We start from the raw sequence: 17,243 nt of genomic DNA, 5'->3' as shown, positions 1-17,243 counted from the left end.
AAAAAGCAGCGCTTAATGCGCTGCTTTAACTCGGGGGGAAATAAAACTTATGCCTATTGGCGGCAACTTGCAGTATCAAAGTCAACGATAATACTGGTGTTCGTCGCATCGCCATTTATTTTAAAGTACGACCAATGCTGAGTGCCTGCCGGAACATAGATACACTCAGTGTGTGTGCCACTGTTTGATGTCGCATCATAGTCTGACTCACTCGGCCAACCGCCATTTTTGTAGAATACTTCTAAGTTACCTTGTCCATGTGCAGTGGTAATTGCAACGCTCTGTGCAGCCGAAACGTCAGCAAGGCTTAACCAAAGCGTACCATTGCCTCCTAAACAACTGGCAGTGCCTGCTTCTAAGCGCCCACCCGTGATAGGCGATTGTGTCAAACACGCGTTTGATACTGCTGTCACTGGTGGGGGTGTCTCACCTGACTTAACCAAAATGGTATAATCTTCCACTTCACCATCCCCAATATTGCCGCACGCACTGTTTGCTGCGCTGCTATATTTCATTGCAACGCGCAGTATTAAAGACTGCCCGACTAATCCAGCAGGTACAGTCAATTGGCCACTGACAGCGCCTTTACCTGATACGCCTGTGAGTACCTTTTCATTTTCACTGAACGTGCCATCGTTATTGCTGTCTAGCCAAGCAACCCAATGCTCGGTATACGTACCTCCCGCTGTTAACGTCAGCGTATTATTACCTTCGGTCAGCTCAATGACTTTATTGGTAAAGTCTTGGTAACCAACCCCTTGAGACGGGTTCGTAAAGCTGCCAGATTGTACATTGGCAATCCATTCATAACGGGTATTACCAGACGCTTCGCAATAACTTGACTCACTCACTGTCACTTGTGCCGTTGAGGTGTTTGTCAGTCCTAAATTATCAGTCACAGTCAAAGTGGTGCTATAGTTGCCAGCTGCTGTATAAGTGTGGGTTGGGTTTGCACTGGTGCTTGTTTGTCCATCACCAAACGCCCATGCATAATCAGTAATTGTACCATCCGGGTCTGATGAGCCTGCACTGCTGAATACAATCGCTTTACCAAGCTCAACCGCGTAAGGTCCATTGGCATTCGCCACTGGCGCTTGATTACTGGTACTCACTGTCACATTGGCAGAGTCGGTTGCAGTGTTGCCGTCATTATCAGTGACTTGTAATGACGCATTATAACTTCCTGCTAATTGATAACGGTGTGTTGGGTTCGCAAGCGTCGATGTTGCTCCGTCACCAAACGCCCATAAGTATGACGTGATTGAGCCATCACTGTCATTTGATCCTGCGCTACTAAACGAAATATCTTCACCAATCAGCGCTGAGTAATCGCCATTCGCTTGTGCAATTGGCAAACCCGAACCGGCTTGGCGCTCGTAGTAGACCACCAATGAGGCACCGCTATATTCTAAAAATGGGTCAATCATAATATTAAGTGTGCCGCCCCCTGCACCAAATTCACAGTACTCACTTAAACGTGGCGCACTAAACGGCCCACAGTCATAAGTGGTTTTATCTGGTGTCGCATTCATACTCATATACGCATCTGGATCGCCTTGATACCCACCAGGCATAACAGCCACGGTGCGCACTGCATCTGCGGGGATTTGATACTGATAAGTTTTTACCGGTGCTCCTTTGGCTGACGCCAAATCTTTTACCTCAGTTAAAAATACTCGCTCACAACCATTACATAATGTGCTGTCTTGGGCGGTGATCACGCTTAATGTGGCATTCGAATATGCTGAAAATGCATCGACTGCTGCATGGTAAGTATCGGCGCTAGATGGCGCTGAGAGCGTCACCAGCTCAGGTGATCCTGCACTTCTGAACGAGATAAAGTCAGCATTCCAGTTATCACCGGTTTTAGTTGGCACAGTGCCTTTGGAGACATACATGTCTGGATCTTCATCATACCCATCAAGATAAAATGCTACCGCTTCGGTGCCTTCTGGAACGGTGAGTGCAAAGTTATCCACTTCGCCTTTTTGCGCTGATATATTGGTAAACGTTTGCACCGTTGTCCCTTGAGGTTTTGGGTCACCGCCTATGCCATCCCATGGGTGATCAGCGTTACTTGTTAGTTCCTCTAAGCCAACTGCAATCAAGTTATTATTTGACCAAAGTGTTGCACGGGCCGCACTGTGTAATGCCGCGGTCATACGTTTCACTTGATCTTGGGTATACATGGCATAGTTATCAGAGTAATGCATAAAGTTCTCTGTATTGGTAGCTTCACCTAAACAGTTTTGTGCATTATTTTGTAATATGCTGCTGCTCATTTGTGGTGTATCGCACGATCCATCTCCGGTGGCACTGCAAAAAGCTTGTGAGTGGACCGTACAGATCTCACCATCGAATGTATGCGGTAAATTTAGCCAATGACCAAATTCATGCGTAAGTACTGAACGGAAGTTTTCATTGGTATTTGCGCCTACATAATCGCCGTTATATACCACCCGCGCTAAGCCCGCATCTGACATACTCACTTGTGGGTACCACGCAACCCCCGAATTATTTGTTTTACCATCGGCATATAAGTCATGCTGGATGTAAATGTTCATGTATTTAAAGTTATCCCATGCATCTGCGGCTATTTGTGCATCGGCTTTCTCGCCATCGCCGTAGCCTGCCTTTTCAGCATGACGCACGATACCATTAGTGACATTGCCGCTGGGGTCTTTTTTTGCTAATACAAATTCAATATCTAGGTTTTCACGAATTGCCTGAAACTGGGCTGAAATGGGGCCATCATCCGTGATCAACCCTCTAAAGTCTTCATTGGTTTTATTTAAACCTTCAATGATTTTCTGCTCAGTTAAACAGTAGGTGCCAGTCTCACAATTGTATCTATCGCCGTAGACATGCACGACAACAGGAATGTAGTAGCGCCCAGCTACGCCATTGCCATTTAATGCAGCGTCATCTGATGCTTGTGCCATACGTTGTTGTATTTGACTCGTCAGACTGCTTGGGAGTAATGCTTCACGTGCATTTTCTTTTTGCAATAAGTCCCAGTTTTGCAAATTCGTATCTGTACCACAAATCTGCCCTGAACTCGCTTTATCGAATAAACTAGACTCAACTGATACACTGCTTTGCAATGGCATCACCTGATTTTTAAACGACTTAGACTCTACCATTTCACCGGCAAAGGCTGAAGCCGACGACATACCTGCCAGTAACATCATAAGGTCGCTTTTTTTATAATTATGCCTATGTATATTTTGCCTACTAAGGCTGCGTAAACCCTTAAAATTAAATAGCATCATTTTCTCCTGTGAATAACTTTACATGTTGTATCAGTGCCCTAAATTGGCAGTATGATGGTCATTTCAAGCTGCTACTTTTCACGTTTATATTCTCTAACCCTGACGAAAGAAAAGGCACCGTAAAAATAGACAAGTGACCTAAACAAACATGGCCAAAGGCCTGTTGCTTGCTTTTTAAGCTACAACACAACGTCAAATTTGTATACAATATAATTTATATTTTTACATTAAATATATTTTTTAGTGAATTTTTATTAACACTGCTTTGTATCAACAACCTTCGGTTTTAGCGAAGTTAGAAGGTCAATACAGGAGTTTTAACAAAGAGTATCCTCATTAAGGCAACACATTTCGTCTCTCGAAATTAATAAATAAGCAATTAAATTAAGGTTTTATACTTTGGTTAAACGATAATGATTAGCTCAAATGCCTCCATGGGTCATAATTCCATGTCATAGCGCGACGATTTGTCTTACCCAATATGATTTGACTAAGACCCATCATTGATTCAGTACTTGGCCATTTAATCAGGTTCAGTTAGTAAAGTGTGCACAATCCAGATAGTATTTGTTCATCATTAACACGCGTATGAAGACCTATGGCACTGACTTTACAACTTTTCCCAATTTGGGCTATTTTATTTTCAACAATCGCATTTGCATTTCCACAGTACTTTATTGGTCTCAAAGGCATGATAGTACCACTGCTGATGATGATCATGCTGACAATGGGTCTAACGTTAACCCTCAAAGATTTTTCCCGTGCCACACAAAACAAAAAAGCCATTCTCATTGGGGTTTTATTACAGTTTTCTGTCATGCCCATTTTGGCTTTTTTACTCGCAAAAGGGATGGAGTTTGATACCCCATCCTTAATTGGCATGGTATTGGTTGGCACAGTGGCTGGTGGCACAGCCAGTAATGTTTTATGCTACCTTGCAAAAGGCGATGTTGCGCTGTCTATCACTATGACAGCAATAAGTACCCTGCTAGGCGTGGCGCTCACGCCTTTATTAACCACACTCCTTATCGGTGAGCTGGTGGATATTCCGATGATGGATATGCTCATCAGTTTACTAAAAATCGTGCTATTACCGGTTGCTGTAGGCGTCATGTTGAATAGGTATTGCCATAAACTGATCACAAAGAGTCTGCCTGTACTACCATTGCTTTCTATGTTTGCGATAGTAGTGATCATTGCCGTAGTCGTAGCACTTAATCAAAGTAAGTTAGCCACTATTGGCCTATTTGTGATGCTTGCAGTCGTTTTACACAATGGTATAGGGTTGCTACTGGGTTATTTTATTTCTAAACGCTTGGGGTGCAGTGAGCAAGTTTGTCGAACGATAGCTTTTGAGGTGGGCATGCAAAACTCAGGGTTGGCAGTGGCGCTGGCGATGAAATTTTTTACGCCTAGTGCCGCCGTAGCAGGTTCACTCTTCTCAATATGGCATAATGTGAGTGGCTCAGTGCTTGCTAGCCATTGGCAAAAATCGCCCCCCTCAAATAACAAGAGCAACGAACTTAAGTAATAATAAATATAAAAGACTGTGTTCTATACACAGTCTTTCGTGTTCCTTCTATAGGTTAGTCATGTAAACACGTTTCTCCATAGATAGTTGCAGGGCAACTATAATCTGGGTTAGAGATTGGTCCACACCCCATAGCAGAAAAGCCACCTACTACCTTTACGGTCAATTCAACATTGATCTTTTGCTCACGTAGAGACAAGTTTTTTAACTTCTTTTTATTCAATTTAATCACGATATATTCCTTTTACATGTTGATATTTCATTAAATGCCTACCTAGGTAAGCCTGCAATAGGTTACCCCGTTAAGGTTAAAATACAATCAAGTATGCGCGAGAAATAGTAATATACCGTTATACGGCCTGGGGGCTCACACGCCTGTGTTTGTTTTCCAATGATAAATAGTTATTCGCACTGAGTGGTGCGCTGATGTAATACCCTTGCAACATGGCATTTTCGAAGCGTTTAATATATTCAAGCTGATATTGATTTTCTACCCCTTCAACAATCACAGTCAACTTATAGCGCTGTGCCGTTGCCATTATTTGTTCAAGTGATGCTGACGAGCTTCTTCTGTCCCGTACTTCACCAATATACGCTTTATCTACTTTTATGGTTTTATAATAGCCATTATTTAAAAGCTGATAACTCGGCTTATCATTTTCAAAGTTATCTATCGAAAACCGACACCCTAAATTTATGATTTTACGCATATTACTTTTTATGTACTCACTGTCAGTGAGGGAGTCATTCTTCTCCACCTCAAAAATAATGAAACCAGCAATCGCAGGGGCGCCTTTAAGTAGTAACTTTAAATGGCTATATAAATGCTCTGTGTTTAGTTCTTGTTTTGTAATATTAATATGGATTGGCGCTAGTTCTTTTGTCGTTTCTAACTGAACTTTGAGTAATGAGAAAACTTGGTTCAACACTATTTCCGTCATACCTTCTTGCAGACCAGGCTGACTCTTTAACATCGGTATGAAGGTTTTTGGGCCTAAATTTTTATTATTTTTCCAACGAACCAGCGCCTCATAACGCACCGGCTTATCTAAATCACAAGGTGTGTATATTGGCTGAAATACCAAATAGAAATCCTCTTGATTAAACGAGATACTGCTGGTGAGTTTACGTAAAACATGCTTTTTATACATTTCAGCTTTGTATAACTGTTCATTATGAAAAAATGTACCATCTTCACTCTCTAATGCATGTTCCATAGAATAAATTAGTCTGCGTTGCACCTTATCCATACCATAAATGGCGGAGTACCCAGTCAAGCTCAATGATGATATCGCATAATCAATAGGCACCATCGTGTTACTCACCGAAATTTGTTTCGGCAGGTTATCTAGTATTTCATGCTGCTTTTGCACCGCTTCTTGGCTGTTAGCACCACTGCCTTGTGTGACGAATGCCATCAGCATGTATTCATTATCGTACAGCGCTAAAGCAAACGGTTCACATGACTTACTGGTGGCATGAAATAACTCTGACAATGAATCTAGATGATCATCAACATCGTCAAAAACGGGTTGTTTACCCAGTTTAATAAGCGATATATGATACCGCGTAAACTTACGTTCAACTTTGAGCAACTTTTGCATAAATTGTCGATAGTTGGGAATATCACTATCACCATGATAAAACACTTTCTTACTTAATGCCGACTTAGCCTTTTTGATATCTCGAAGGGTTTTTAAGTCACCTTTGCGCAGTTGGCTAACGCGCACCAAAGCAATAAGACTTATTGCCGCTACACCAACTGCGAGTGCTAAAATAATATTATCCATTGCTAAGCCTGTTATACGAAAAGAAATTGTTCGCATTAGATAATAGAAAAGTGGACAAAATATGTATTTTTTACGGAAACAAACTAGGGCCATAGCCCCAGTGTTTGCAAAGTGTTAAAAAAACTGCTTTAAATAATCATTATGATGAATGAAATCGCCAATTGAGCTTTCAACCCACTCATTATCATAATATGTATTTAAATATCGCTCGCCGCTATCACAAATTAACGACACAATGGCCCCGGTTTCACCCGCTTTTTTCATTTGCTCAACACGATTTAACACGCCCCAAATATTAGTGCCAGAAGAAGGTCCAACCCTTCTCCCCAATTTACCATTTAGCCAGTGCATTGCAGCGATACTCGCCTGATCAGGGACCTTTAACATCTCATCCACAACTCCAGGGATAAAAGAAGGTTCGACTCTAGGACGGCCAATACCTTCAATTTTACTGCCGCAGTGGTGCGTTAAATCACTCTTTTTTGTTTTATAATAGTCGTAAAATACCGAGTGTTCAGGGTCAACCACCAACAACTGTGTATCATATTGCTGGAAGCGAATATAACGCCCAAGCGTTGCTGATGTTCCACCTGTGCCTGGACTCATCACTATCCACGAGGGAATAGTAAATGGCTCGTCAGCCATTTGTTTAAAAATACTTTCTGCTATGTTGTTGTTGCCACGCCAGTCGGTTGCGCGCTCGGCAAACGTAAACTGATCCATATAAAAGCCGTTCATTTTTGCAGCTAGTGCTTTCGATTCAGCATAGATTTGGTCTGTTTGTTCAACTAAATGGCACTGCCCGTTGTAGAACTCAATTTGGTTAATCTTTTCTTGTGCAGTTGACTTAGGTACAACAGCAATAAATGGCAAACCGAGGAGCTTAGCAAAATAAGCTTCTGAGACTGCGGTACTACCAGAAGACGACTCTATAATTGGGGTGTTTTCATGAATTTTACCATTACACAGTGCATATAAAAAAAGCGACCGAGCTAAACGATGCTTTAATGACCCTGTAGGGTGGGTACTTTCATCTTTTAAATAGACTAAAATATCCGGATGGCTCTTTAAATCCAGACGAATTAGATGTGTATCAGCAGATCGAGTGTAATCTGCCTCAATGGTTTTAATGGCCCAATTTATCCACGCGCGATTCATGATAAAGTTCCTGCTCAACTTAAGTAATACATATATCAAGACTGGCATCTTTTTGATGCCAGTGCAAAAACTCTGAACGAATTGCCACTTAAGCCAGTAGCTCTATTGATTGACTATGATGCAGCCTATTATGTGGATCAAGCTGGGTTTTTATACGCTGTAACCTTGGGTAGTTGTCTTTGTAATAAAGCGTTTGCCAATTAGGTAAATCAATATCAGGGGAATTCTTATAGCTGAAGGCAATAATACTAGCCAAATTCGGAAAACGGGTATTGACCATTATAGTGTAAAGCTGTTGGTGCAGGATAAAAAACCACCAATTACTATACTGCATATACACCACTTACAATATCAAGTTTCAACATTTGACGCACTGAGGAAAATATCAGCCACTCAACAAATACATTACAACGAGCTGAAACTACCTGCTTTTTTATCAAATAAAAAACTACAAGTTATCACTTTTTATGTACTGCCATTTCAACCAAAGTATCATCAAACCCTAACTTTTTATAAGCGCTCACGGCAGCGCGATTGCTAGAATATACATCAAGATAAAAGTCGTGGATATTCTTTACCTTTGCCCATTCAATCAAACGCTCAATAACCAATTTATTGATCCCTTTTCCCCTATATTGTGGCTCAACATACATGAACCCCAAATAACCATGCTTTTCATGAATTAATGACTGTTTCGAGTCTCTTATCTGTACGTAGCCTGTCGAGATGATTTCCCCTTCCAGCTCTACAATCAGCAGCAAACTGTCACCGCTAGTAATTAAAGCTGGTAAATCATAATACTTAGCACCTTCAATTTTTAGAGTTTGGTTAAATGGCCGCTCAGCAGTAATAATGGCCTGCTCTAACTCCTCTAACTTTGATAAATCAGCCTCTGTTGCAGCTCTATAAATCATATAGCATCCGTTTGTTTCTATTTAAGTACAAACTAAAATGTATCACCATAAAACCTAAAAATATATTATACCTTCAAAAAAAGCACCCGAAGGTGCTTTACATATCTAGATTGCAAACCGTACTCATGCAATTAAAATTTACCGATCACTTTTACAGCGTCAGTCACTTTGGCGCTGTCGATATAACCAATCCCCTGTGGGTTACTGGCCACAAAGTCAATCACAGCTTGATCGCTCGCGAGTGGGTCTGGTGGTGTCCCTTTTCCTGTAAAAATTAATTTAGACCAATAGGCTTTAAACTGACTACTCGATTTACCCACCACATTTTGCGTAAACTCTTTTGCCACAGCGGTGCCTTTTTGCCCAACGGCTTTTATTTTCCCACCATCCGCATATGACTTTGTTTTTCCCAAATATATTTTAGAAATAACGCCCTTATCTAACGCATTATTGTTATTAGGATTAACAATTACGGCAACCTCAGCACTGGTGTACGCAGAGACACACAATAAACAAATAGAAACTAGTTTTTTCATCATTTACTCCTTAAAAGACGAGGTCAATAGCAACAGCCAATACATCAATATCTTGATCAGTAACATCATCATTAAAGCGGCTCAGATCAATTTTGAATGCTGCGGACGGATGAAAATCATATCGAGCACCAACCGTTACAGTACTACTTTCTTGTTTAGCCCCTAAATATACCTGATTTGTTAGGTCTTTTAATAAAGGCGAATTTGCGTTTGTTGGGTCTAATGATACTGGGACCACGGTATTATTTGGGCCAGTTATAGAGACTGGTACGGTATTCAGTCGATTTGAATCATGCTCATCATCGTTACTTTCATAGGTAAGATGCAAGGTCCATTCGTCTAACCGATAGCCAATCGATGCATAGTATTGGGTTTGGTCAGGCAGTAAGCTGTCCGTCACTTCAATTTCTGTATATTCAGCATCGAACAAAAAACTATCGTAATCAACTGAGATACCAAGCCCAAAAAATGAGCCATCATCTTTATTTATCAGTAAATTATTTGCTTGATTGCTCAAACCATAACCATTCAGTGCTGCAGTAAGCCCAGTAACACTCGAGGCATTTATGCTGGTCTCAGCGACCAAATAAGCAGCCCGAGCACTAAACCAGTCATAACTGACTGTCCAATTCACTCCCATTAGATCATTGAGTTTAATATCTTCTGGCATTGCTCCTGCACCTGAAGGAACGGTGTCTTCAAAAGAGCCGTAAATAACCTGCACAGATGAGTCCCAATCACCTAATGTAGTGTTGTGCAATAAATTTAAACCTTCATAGGTTGAAAAAGCAAAGCTATATACTGATTGCGGGGGACGAACCCAACGATAAGCATACCCAACATCTAAAAAGTCTGAATAACGATAAAAGGGAATACGCATTTTTCCGCCACTCACTTTCAAGTCATCATTGATTTGATAACTCACATACGCCCATTCAAACTCTGCATCAAAATCTTCATTACCACGGGCCACAATTTGAGCCGTTGCACTGAGCCCATCTTGTAAATCTGATGACAATTGCAATGCAAACATACTTTCATTTTTATATGAAATATCATCATCATAACCATATAAGCTAGTATTATCATCGAGAGTTTGGCCCGCAACTATCGATGCGAAGCCATTGATCCTAATTTCAGCATGCGCAGTGGCACTGATGCACGCAAGCCCTACAGCTGCCGAGAGTAATTTTATATTCATAGCATTGTTCCATATGTTATATATTATATACCTGATCCAGTCTGAGTATAGTCGTAAAAATAGGCATCACAGGTTTATTTACATGAACACTAATGGCGTCCTATCTTCTTTAACAATTTGATTTGTAAGTAATATAGGAACTTTGCCGTATAAAGTTAAAGTCAGCTTACAAGTTACTTACTCACTTTTATTTGAATAAAAAGTTTGTATAAAGTAACCTCCAATGTTGAGGTAAGTGAGGGTTTAAATACGATTTAGTGTTGTGGTATTTATGCTAAATAATAGCTTGAAGCACATAAAAAAAGGCCGCCATCAAGCGACCTTCTTACTCATTTCCACCTCGTACTAGCTTAGCTTTCTAAGCAGTCCTTGCGTGTTTTGTCTCATGGTATTAGCAACCATAAAATAGCCAATACTTGCTACAAAAACAGCTCCGCTAACCGGTCCAAGTATCCACACATATAAATGAAGCCTACCTTCGACATCAAACAGTTGTTGTTGAATAACAAGTAAAGCAACATCACTCACAAGCGCGGCCACAAAACCAGCAATAGCACCCAGTAAAATAAACTCATAAAGCGTAGCAAGTTTTATCAACCGCCCTTTGGCACCGAGTGTGCGAAGAATGACAACTTCTTGCATACGTTCGGCGAGACTTGCTTGTACTTGTGAAATAAGTACCAGTGCACCGCTGACTAAAACGATTGATAGCACAAAACCAATAGCTAATGACACCTGTGCAATAATTGACTGAGCTTGCTCTAAGCGACTCTTGATATCAATCATGCTAACGGTGGGGTGGCGCTGTAACAACCGACTAATGTCTTTGTTATGCTGGCTTTCTAACTTCCCGGCACTGAAATAGGTTACCGGAATTTTTCCTGCCATATTCGGGCTCAGTATCATCACAAAGTTAGGTTTCAATGTGCCCCAATCAACACTGCGAAAACTTGTTACTTTTGCATCAAAACGCTGCTCATTCGCTAAAAACGAAATGGTGTCTCCTAATTCTAAATCAAGCACCTCTTTCCAGCCTTCAAATACTGAAACTTCGATTTCATCACCGCCACTAAACCATTCACCCTCGATAATTTCATTACCCTCAGGAACATCGCTCAACCAAGTTAAATTAGGCTCCCGGCTGACTCCCTCACGCGCATCTTCGTCTTGCTCTTCGCCCTCTTGCTTGGACAACCGACGCGCCAATTCTTCGCCATTAACAGCATTAACACGCGCATTAAACACCGGATAGAATGCCTCATGCGTAATCCCGTTATTATTGAAGAAAGCAGTTATTGGCGAGATATCTTGTTCTGGAATATTAATAAAAAATGCATTGGGTGCATCTTCTGGGACTTGCATTTCCCAGTCAGAAATCATGTCATTCTTAAGTACAACTAAGAACAACATGAGTTTTATCGCTAATGCAAAGCTGATCAACTGGATAGCATTTGCATTCGCACGCTTTTGTAAGGTTGCAATTGCCAATGACCAACTTGAACCGGGGCTTAAACCGAGCTTGCGGCCAAACGAAAATAGCGCCCGTGAAATGGCAAACAACACCCCAATCACAACCAGTGTCGAACCAAATAAAATCAATGTCAGTATGATTTGACCACTAAACAACCACATGAGTGCAAAAATAGTAAGCAGCGACGACACCATGTGTATTTTGCTTATCGCTAGCTTATCGCCTAAGTTACGACGTAAAACACGTAAAGGCGGGATGTCAAATAGATCTAACAGGGGTTTCAGTGAAAACATCAAAGCACATACGACACCAATAAACGCCGACAATAACCAAGGTTTCGCACCCGCTTCAGGCAATTGAGTGCCCATAAATTGTGCCAAATAATTAGCGCCAATATGCTGTAAAATAAAACCGAGCCCTAGCCCAATTGCGATTGAAACCAGCGTCACTAGACCCAAATGCGTTAGAAAGATATTTCGAATTATTTGACGACTACCACCCAACGTTTTCATCATAGCAACCGGATCATACTGACGTTCACAATACCGTTTTGCCGATACTGCCATTGCCACAGCCGCGAGCATAATGCCAAATAAACCAGCGAGAAGTAAGAATCGCTCAGCACGCGCTAAATTCTCCCCTAAAGGCGACTGTCTATCTTTAATGCCCTCCCAATTTTGATTTTCTTTTAGTTGCGGCTTAAGCCATTCATAATAGTCTGCTAATTGCTGCTCTGTTCCAGCAAATAATAATCGATGGAACACTCGGCTTCCTGCTTGTACCGCTTGTGTTTTAGCCACATCCAAATAATTAAGTAAAACGCGCTTGTTACCTGCCAGAGAAAAGAAAGGGGCATCCGGCTCATTAATAAGCACTTTGCTCACCTTAAATTGCCCTGCGCCTAGCTCTACGGTATCACCAACATTCACATTTAAAGTATAAAAGAGCCCTTCGCTCAACCATATTGACCCAACTTTTGGTCCGCCTCGTACTTCATATGGTAATTCATCTAATTGGTCTTTTATGGTCACCATGCCACGCAATGGGTACTGTTCACTGACTGCCTTCACTGACCCAAGAACTAGCTCATCATTGGCAAATAACATGGAGTCAAAAAATAACAATGAGGCCGTTTCCAGACCTTCTTTACTGGCGATATCAAGATAATTCTCTGTAAACTCATGGTTGCTCGATAAACGTCGGTCCGCCGCAATAAAATCACTGGTCTTTTTCTCAATATTAAGCCCTATACGCTCCGTAACCGACGATAAACTGAAAACCGTTAAAACAGCTAATGCTATCGCTGCAAAAATGATAGTCAGCTCCCCACGGCGAAATTCTCGCGCGAACAACCTAAAAGCTAATTTAACCCACATTAATAGCACTCCCTTCTCTTATTTGCTCTAGCTTCCCACCTTCAATATGAATAATTCTTTGGCATTGCTGTGCAAGCTGTTCATCGTGCGTGACTAAAATTAACGTTGTCCCATTTTGCTTATTTAGATCAAAAAGTAGACGTTCAATTAAATGACCATTTTTGCTATCAAGATTCGCTGAAGGTTCATCTGCAAATAGTATCTTTGGAGAGCCGATAAAGGCTCGAGCTATAGCAACACGCTGCTGCTCTCCACCAGATAATTGAGAGGGGTAATGCGCTAACCTATGCGATAAACCAACCTTTTCTAATAGCTCAATTGCTTGGCTTTTTGCTTTTTTATCACCCGCTAACTCAGCTGGCAGCATTACATTTTCCAATGCCGTTAAACTTTGTACTAACATAAATGATTGAAATACAAAGCCCACTTTTTCTGCTCGAATACATGCACGCTGCTCCTCATCCAGCGTACTCAAGGCATCACCATCTAGGCGAATATCACCACCGCTTGCTGTATCCAACCCAGCCAATAAGCTCAGTAGAGTTGATTTACCGGAGCCTGACGCCCCCACAATAGCAACTGACTCTCCCGACTTGACAGAAAAATTAATTTCGCTAAGGATAGTAAGCTCCCCTTCAAGGGTACTCACTCGTTTGGTTAATCCTTCGACCTGAATTACATTTAATTGAGAAAGTACTGACATGACTCGTTTTATCCTAAATTTTTTAGTTATTAGTATCTTACTGCTTTTGCCATTTTCTAGCATCGCCAAAGACAGAATAATGCTCATAGGTGACAGCTTAAGCGCAGGTTACGGCCTTAAACAAGCCCAGGCATGGGTTAATTTGTTACAAAATAAATACGTTGAAGAAAAAAAACCGATCGAAATAATTAATACCGCTATCAGTGGGCAGACAACCGACAATGCATTGCTAAAAATAGACACTTGGCTAAAAGTGCACAAACCAAGCCATGTATTAATTGAGCTTGGCGGTAACGATGGCATTCGAGGGTTTCCGATAAAGTTACTTAAAAAGCACCTGACTGAGCTCGTAGAGAAGAGCCAACAATCGGGGGCTAAAGTGGCACTGATGGAGATTCAAATCCCCCCTAATCTAGGCCCTAGGTATACATCTATGTTCTCAAATAGCTACGGTAAAGTTGCACAAGACACAGGGGCTTATTTAATGCCTTATTTTATGACTGAGATCGCTGTGGACAAAGCACTCATGCAAAATGATAATTTACACCCTAATGCTAAAGCTCAACCAATAATTCGTGACTTTATGCATGCAGAAGTGGGTAAATGGTTAAAGAGTTTAAAGTGATGGGTTTAAAGTGATAATTAGGTCTTTGGGGAAGTGATAGGAGCTATAAACGCAAAGCTTATAAAACGATAACTTAAAGCTTTGCGCCTACACACCATAACGGTAAAACACCTTAGCTTTTGGCTGTTAGCCATTTTATAAAGCTACGTGCATCGCCTGTTGAGGCAAACCTAGTGTTTTTCATCCCTGTTTTATCCGCATAAACAACGGTACTTTTATTAACAGAAATAGACTGCACTGGATGTGCTATTTGGATCATAGACCCATTGTATTCATATGACATAGAAAACTCACAATAATATGTGTTCAGCTCAATAAGCTGAACGAATTTAGTATAAGCTTCACTACAGTTTTGACGATATTCCGACATGTTCAACATGTTTAAGAGGACTTTACTTTAGCAACGAGATTTCGAGTCTTGCTTTTGGTCGCCGTACAATAATTCAGCTTCGTTTTTTTTAATGCTGGCTTACTGGATCAGGGTAAGAAAGGACATTACACTTGGTTTTAAAAACCAAGCTAGAGATAATACCAGTCTTAATTAAACAATACAAGTAAAAATAATGGCCCTAAACCCTACATTTGCCGCTTACATATCTAACATAGAGACGCTTTCATTATTTTTCAAGGCTACAAAGCAAATAAACAAAGTATACATTAAATGCATTTCACCCAACCTAAACACTTTACTTTTGTACTTTAAAACCAGATATGTAAACTTGATAGCTTACTCAGTAGGCACATGCACGACAGTAAAGAAAGCGAGCAATGCGAAGTGGCCTATTAATACGCACTAAAAAGTAGCGTGTTTTGTAAGTTACTATCGCCTATTTAAAGAAAACATGACAACCTAGTCTTTATTTAAGTTGGCTAGTCTTTTTTGAAAAAAACACCATAATCCTTAGGTTCTTTAATATGCATAAACCAAAAATCACTATTCACTATTGCGTATTGTGCCAATGGCTACTTCGCAGTGGCTGGCTTGCACAAGAGTTACTGTCTACTTTTTCTGATGACTTAGCCGAGGTAGCATTAGCCCCTGCAATTAAAGGGACATTTAAAATCTTTTATAACACAGAGCTGATCTGGTGCCGAGAGCAAGATAATGGCTTCCCCGAAGCAAAAATATTAAAACGTCGTGTCCGAGACCGCTTAGACCCAAGCAGAGCACTTGGCCATATCGACCGTTAATAAGTATAAAGTACTAGTTATAAATGAGTTTAGTATCGTTTTAGTTGTAAGTTAGCCAACAATGTAAAATATTGTTAAATAATAATATAAATTACTTTTCACGTTTACATCCCGATTTTGTAATGAATATGTTATGCTTTAAAAAAAATAAAAACAGGTACGTGCCCAGTGGGGTATGAAAATTTTCATGATATATAAATTTAATGACTTTGAGTTTGATTGTGACAATCTCATTCTCTTTAACTCCGGAAAAAAGTTTTCTATAAAAGAAAAGCATGCACATATGCTTGCAATACTATTACTTGATACAGAGAAGGTTCATAGCAAAGCCGAGTTACTGCAAAAAGTATGGCCTGATAAAACAGTGTCTGATCAGATGGTATTTCAGAGTATTGGGCACCTGCGTGCACTGTTTGGTGATGATGCAGTTAAGACCTTCTCTAGAAAAGGATACCAGTGGCAACTCCCTCTAGAGAAAATAGAAAAGCAAGGTGATAACGCAGCAGCTGCAACCTCACCAAATAAAATACCACCGCAATCGACAGTAGCGCATATTACCAACGAAAATAACGCAAACCATACACCTTGGTTTAAACGTGCATTAGGTAAAATACAAAAAAAGTTTGGTTACTAACATGTGGCCAAACTGACTCTTCGCAGCTCTGTGGCCCTCAGTCTGTTCCTACACCATCTTCTTGCCTTTCTAGTATTGTTGACAGCGCGCCGTCCATTTTATTAATAAAGTCATTTTTAAATGGGAATTTAATACTTGCCTCTCTCAAATACCCTATGTGTGCAGTACGTCGTAATATTGTTTTATCTTCTACAAAATTTGTAGTATCAATTTCAGGGTGAGCGCGTTCCATATTATTTATGCCTATCAATGTAGATAGGCGATCATTAATATAACAATCGATACGCTTTTTCCCCAGTTTCATAATATTGGCTTTGGTATTTTTATTTTCCCATATTTTTATTTTACCCCGTTTTTGCGCTTCCATCAGTGCCTCATCTAAAATCATAAACCCCGCATTTAAGCCAACATTTATCGGGAGATCAGTGCTTGCCCTTGAAAGAACATCAATTAAAGTAAAGCCTTTATTGCAAAACGCTACAACAACCTCCTCTTGCAGCGCGACAGAGTATGGCCAAATAAAAGGCCTCTTTTTCATGTGAATATAGGGAGGCATCAATGCAAATGCCTCCCCTTGCTCCAAAGCCGCGACTCCTCTTTTCCACGGTACTGGCTGTAAGTCAATTTTATAGGTGTTTCTTAGTAAATATGCAGCTTGCTTTACTAAATCTACATAAATACCATATAAGTTACCATCGCTAAGGTATGAGTAAGGAGGATAACTGTCGTCAACTAAGATTGTGACTTTTTGTAGATGTCGGTTTTTGTCAACTTGACCAAAGACGAACGAGTTAAAAAGTAACAATAAAAAAGCAGAAACATACAGCATCGCCCTAGCCAT

At 40.6% G+C, this 17,243-nt stretch carries 16 protein-coding genes; 4 read left to right on the top strand and 12 right to left on the bottom strand.

Annotated elements, in window-relative coordinates; genetic code table 11:
- Nucleotides 1-53 precede the first annotated feature (53 nt).
- On the bottom strand, nucleotides 54-3,191 hold the full coding sequence (locus PCIT_RS22490) for a M43 family zinc metalloprotease (RefSeq protein ID WP_238348050.1): 3,138 nt from the start codon (nucleotides 3,189-3,191) through the stop codon (nucleotides 54-56).
- A gap of 679 nt (nucleotides 3,192-3,870) precedes the next feature.
- On the opposite strand from PCIT_RS22490, the gene PCIT_RS22485 reads away from it, so the two are divergent.
- Nucleotides 3,871-4,803: a bile acid:sodium symporter family protein gene (locus PCIT_RS22485; RefSeq protein ID WP_010366556.1), complete on the top strand. Its 933-nt coding sequence runs from the start codon at nucleotides 3,871-3,873 to the stop codon at nucleotides 4,801-4,803.
- Nucleotides 4,804-4,858: 55 nt separating this feature from the next.
- On the opposite strand, the gene PCIT_RS22480 is transcribed toward PCIT_RS22485, so the two are convergent.
- The 9 genes from PCIT_RS22480 to PCIT_RS22440 all read right to left on the bottom strand — a co-directional run bounded on the left by PCIT_RS22480 (nucleotide 4,859) and on the right by PCIT_RS22440 (nucleotide 13,952).
- Nucleotides 4,859-5,035 (bottom strand): hypothetical protein, encoded by a 177-nt coding sequence (locus PCIT_RS22480; RefSeq protein WP_157592860.1) that lies wholly within the window; start codon nucleotides 5,033-5,035, stop codon nucleotides 4,859-4,861.
- A 118-nt stretch (nucleotides 5,036-5,153) separates the two neighbouring features.
- The gene (locus PCIT_RS22475; RefSeq protein ID WP_010366555.1) at nucleotides 5,154-6,593 is read right to left on the bottom strand and encodes an EAL domain-containing protein; all 1,440 of its coding nucleotides are present in this window, start codon (nucleotides 6,591-6,593) and stop codon (nucleotides 5,154-5,156) included.
- A gap of 114 nt (nucleotides 6,594-6,707) precedes the next feature.
- The gene (locus tag PCIT_RS22470) at nucleotides 6,708-7,751 is read right to left on the bottom strand and encodes a PLP-dependent cysteine synthase family protein (RefSeq protein WP_010366552.1); all 1,044 of its coding nucleotides are present in this window, start codon (nucleotides 7,749-7,751) and stop codon (nucleotides 6,708-6,710) included.
- Nucleotides 7,752-7,839: 88 nt separating this feature from the next.
- Nucleotides 7,840-8,085 (bottom strand): BBE domain-containing protein, encoded by a 246-nt coding sequence (locus PCIT_RS22465; RefSeq protein ID WP_010366551.1) that lies wholly within the window; start codon nucleotides 8,083-8,085, stop codon nucleotides 7,840-7,842.
- 124 nt (nucleotides 8,086-8,209) lie between these two features.
- Nucleotides 8,210-8,665: a GNAT family N-acetyltransferase gene (locus tag PCIT_RS22460; RefSeq protein ID WP_010366549.1), complete on the bottom strand. Its 456-nt coding sequence runs from the start codon at nucleotides 8,663-8,665 to the stop codon at nucleotides 8,210-8,212.
- A 131-nt stretch (nucleotides 8,666-8,796) separates the two neighbouring features.
- Nucleotides 8,797-9,201, bottom strand: coding sequence for a type 2 periplasmic-binding domain-containing protein (locus tag PCIT_RS22455; protein WP_010366547.1), 405 nt, complete (start codon nucleotides 9,199-9,201; stop codon nucleotides 8,797-8,799).
- A 10-nt stretch (nucleotides 9,202-9,211) separates the two neighbouring features.
- Nucleotides 9,212-10,402, bottom strand: coding sequence for a porin (locus PCIT_RS22450; RefSeq protein ID WP_010366545.1), 1,191 nt, complete (start codon nucleotides 10,400-10,402; stop codon nucleotides 9,212-9,214).
- Between the two features lie 345 nt (nucleotides 10,403-10,747).
- Nucleotides 10,748-13,249, bottom strand: a complete 2,502-nt coding sequence (locus tag PCIT_RS22445; RefSeq protein ID WP_010366543.1) for an ABC transporter permease — start codon at nucleotides 13,247-13,249, stop codon at nucleotides 10,748-10,750.
- On the bottom strand, nucleotides 13,239-13,952 hold the full coding sequence (locus tag PCIT_RS22440) for an ABC transporter ATP-binding protein (protein ID WP_010366541.1): 714 nt from the start codon (nucleotides 13,950-13,952) through the stop codon (nucleotides 13,239-13,241). The genes PCIT_RS22445 and PCIT_RS22440 overlap by 11 nt, the downstream gene beginning before the upstream one ends.
- On the opposite strand from PCIT_RS22440, the gene PCIT_RS22435 reads away from it, so the two are divergent.
- On the top strand, nucleotides 13,951-14,577 hold the full coding sequence (locus PCIT_RS22435) for an arylesterase (protein WP_010366540.1): 627 nt from the start codon (nucleotides 13,951-13,953) through the stop codon (nucleotides 14,575-14,577). The genes PCIT_RS22440 and PCIT_RS22435 overlap by 2 nt on opposite strands.
- 112 nt (nucleotides 14,578-14,689) lie before the next feature.
- Here the strand turns inward: PCIT_RS22435 and PCIT_RS22430 are convergent, their stop codons facing one another.
- Nucleotides 14,690-14,860 carry a hypothetical protein gene (locus PCIT_RS22430; RefSeq protein ID WP_169727616.1) on the bottom strand — a complete coding sequence of 57 codons (171 nt, stop codon included), beginning with the start codon at nucleotides 14,858-14,860 and terminating at the stop codon, nucleotides 14,690-14,692.
- A gap of 632 nt (nucleotides 14,861-15,492) precedes the next feature.
- Between PCIT_RS22430 and PCIT_RS22425 the strand changes: the two genes are divergently transcribed.
- Nucleotides 15,493-15,768 carry an Rdx family protein gene (locus PCIT_RS22425; protein WP_010366536.1) on the top strand — a complete coding sequence of 92 codons (276 nt, stop codon included), beginning with the start codon at nucleotides 15,493-15,495 and terminating at the stop codon, nucleotides 15,766-15,768.
- A gap of 187 nt (nucleotides 15,769-15,955) precedes the next feature.
- Entirely contained in the window at nucleotides 15,956-16,402 is a 447-nt protein-coding gene (locus tag PCIT_RS22420; RefSeq protein ID WP_157592859.1) for a winged helix-turn-helix domain-containing protein, read from the top strand.
- A 37-nt stretch (nucleotides 16,403-16,439) separates the two neighbouring features.
- On the opposite strand, the gene PCIT_RS22415 is transcribed toward PCIT_RS22420, so the two are convergent.
- Nucleotides 16,440-17,243 (bottom strand): substrate-binding periplasmic protein, encoded by an 804-nt coding sequence (locus PCIT_RS22415; RefSeq protein WP_010366533.1) that lies wholly within the window; start codon nucleotides 17,241-17,243, stop codon nucleotides 16,440-16,442.

It is taken from the genome of Pseudoalteromonas citrea, assembly GCF_000238375.3.
GTDB lineage: Bacteria > Pseudomonadota > Gammaproteobacteria > Enterobacterales > Alteromonadaceae > Pseudoalteromonas > Pseudoalteromonas citrea.
The sequence above is the reverse complement of the archived record's forward strand: the minus strand, read 5'-3'. Positions and strand labels throughout refer to the sequence as shown.

Bases quoted from the DNA above. Each gene is read 5' to 3' on its own strand.
- PCIT_RS22420 (WP_157592859.1), top strand. From the start codon at position 15,956: ATGATATATAAATTTAATGACTTTGAGTTTGATTGTGACAATCTCATT.
- PCIT_RS22435 (WP_010366540.1), top strand. From the start codon at position 13,951: ATGACTCGTTTTATCCTAAATTTTTTAGTTATTAGTATCTTACTGCTT.
- PCIT_RS22450 (WP_010366545.1), bottom strand. From the start codon at position 10,402: ATGAATATAAAATTACTCTCGGCAGCTGTAGGGCTTGCGTGCATCAGT.
- PCIT_RS22475 (WP_010366555.1), bottom strand. From the start codon at position 6,593: ATGGATAATATTATTTTAGCACTCGCAGTTGGTGTAGCGGCAATAAGT.
- PCIT_RS22430 (WP_169727616.1), bottom strand. From the start codon at position 14,860: ATGTCATATGAATACAATGGGTCTATGATCCAAATAGCACATCCAGTG.
- PCIT_RS22460 (WP_010366549.1), bottom strand. From the start codon at position 8,665: ATGATTTATAGAGCTGCAACAGAGGCTGATTTATCAAAGTTAGAGGAG.
- PCIT_RS22415 (WP_010366533.1), bottom strand. From the start codon at position 17,243: ATGGCTAGGGCGATGCTGTATGTTTCTGCTTTTTTATTGTTACTTTTT.
- PCIT_RS22465 (WP_010366551.1), bottom strand. From the start codon at position 8,085: ATGCAGTATAGTAATTGGTGGTTTTTTATCCTGCACCAACAGCTTTAC.
- PCIT_RS22470 (WP_010366552.1), bottom strand. From the start codon at position 7,751: ATGAATCGCGCGTGGATAAATTGGGCCATTAAAACCATTGAGGCAGAT.
- PCIT_RS22490 (WP_238348050.1), bottom strand. From the start codon at position 3,191: ATGATGTTACTGGCAGGTATGTCGTCGGCTTCAGCCTTTGCCGGTGAA.
- PCIT_RS22425 (WP_010366536.1), top strand. From the start codon at position 15,493: ATGCATAAACCAAAAATCACTATTCACTATTGCGTATTGTGCCAATGG.
- PCIT_RS22455 (WP_010366547.1), bottom strand. From the start codon at position 9,201: ATGAAAAAACTAGTTTCTATTTGTTTATTGTGTGTCTCTGCGTACACC.
- PCIT_RS22440 (WP_010366541.1), bottom strand. From the start codon at position 13,952: ATGTCAGTACTTTCTCAATTAAATGTAATTCAGGTCGAAGGATTAACC.
- PCIT_RS22445 (WP_010366543.1), bottom strand. From the start codon at position 13,249: ATGTGGGTTAAATTAGCTTTTAGGTTGTTCGCGCGAGAATTTCGCCGT.
- PCIT_RS22485 (WP_010366556.1), top strand. From the start codon at position 3,871: ATGGCACTGACTTTACAACTTTTCCCAATTTGGGCTATTTTATTTTCA.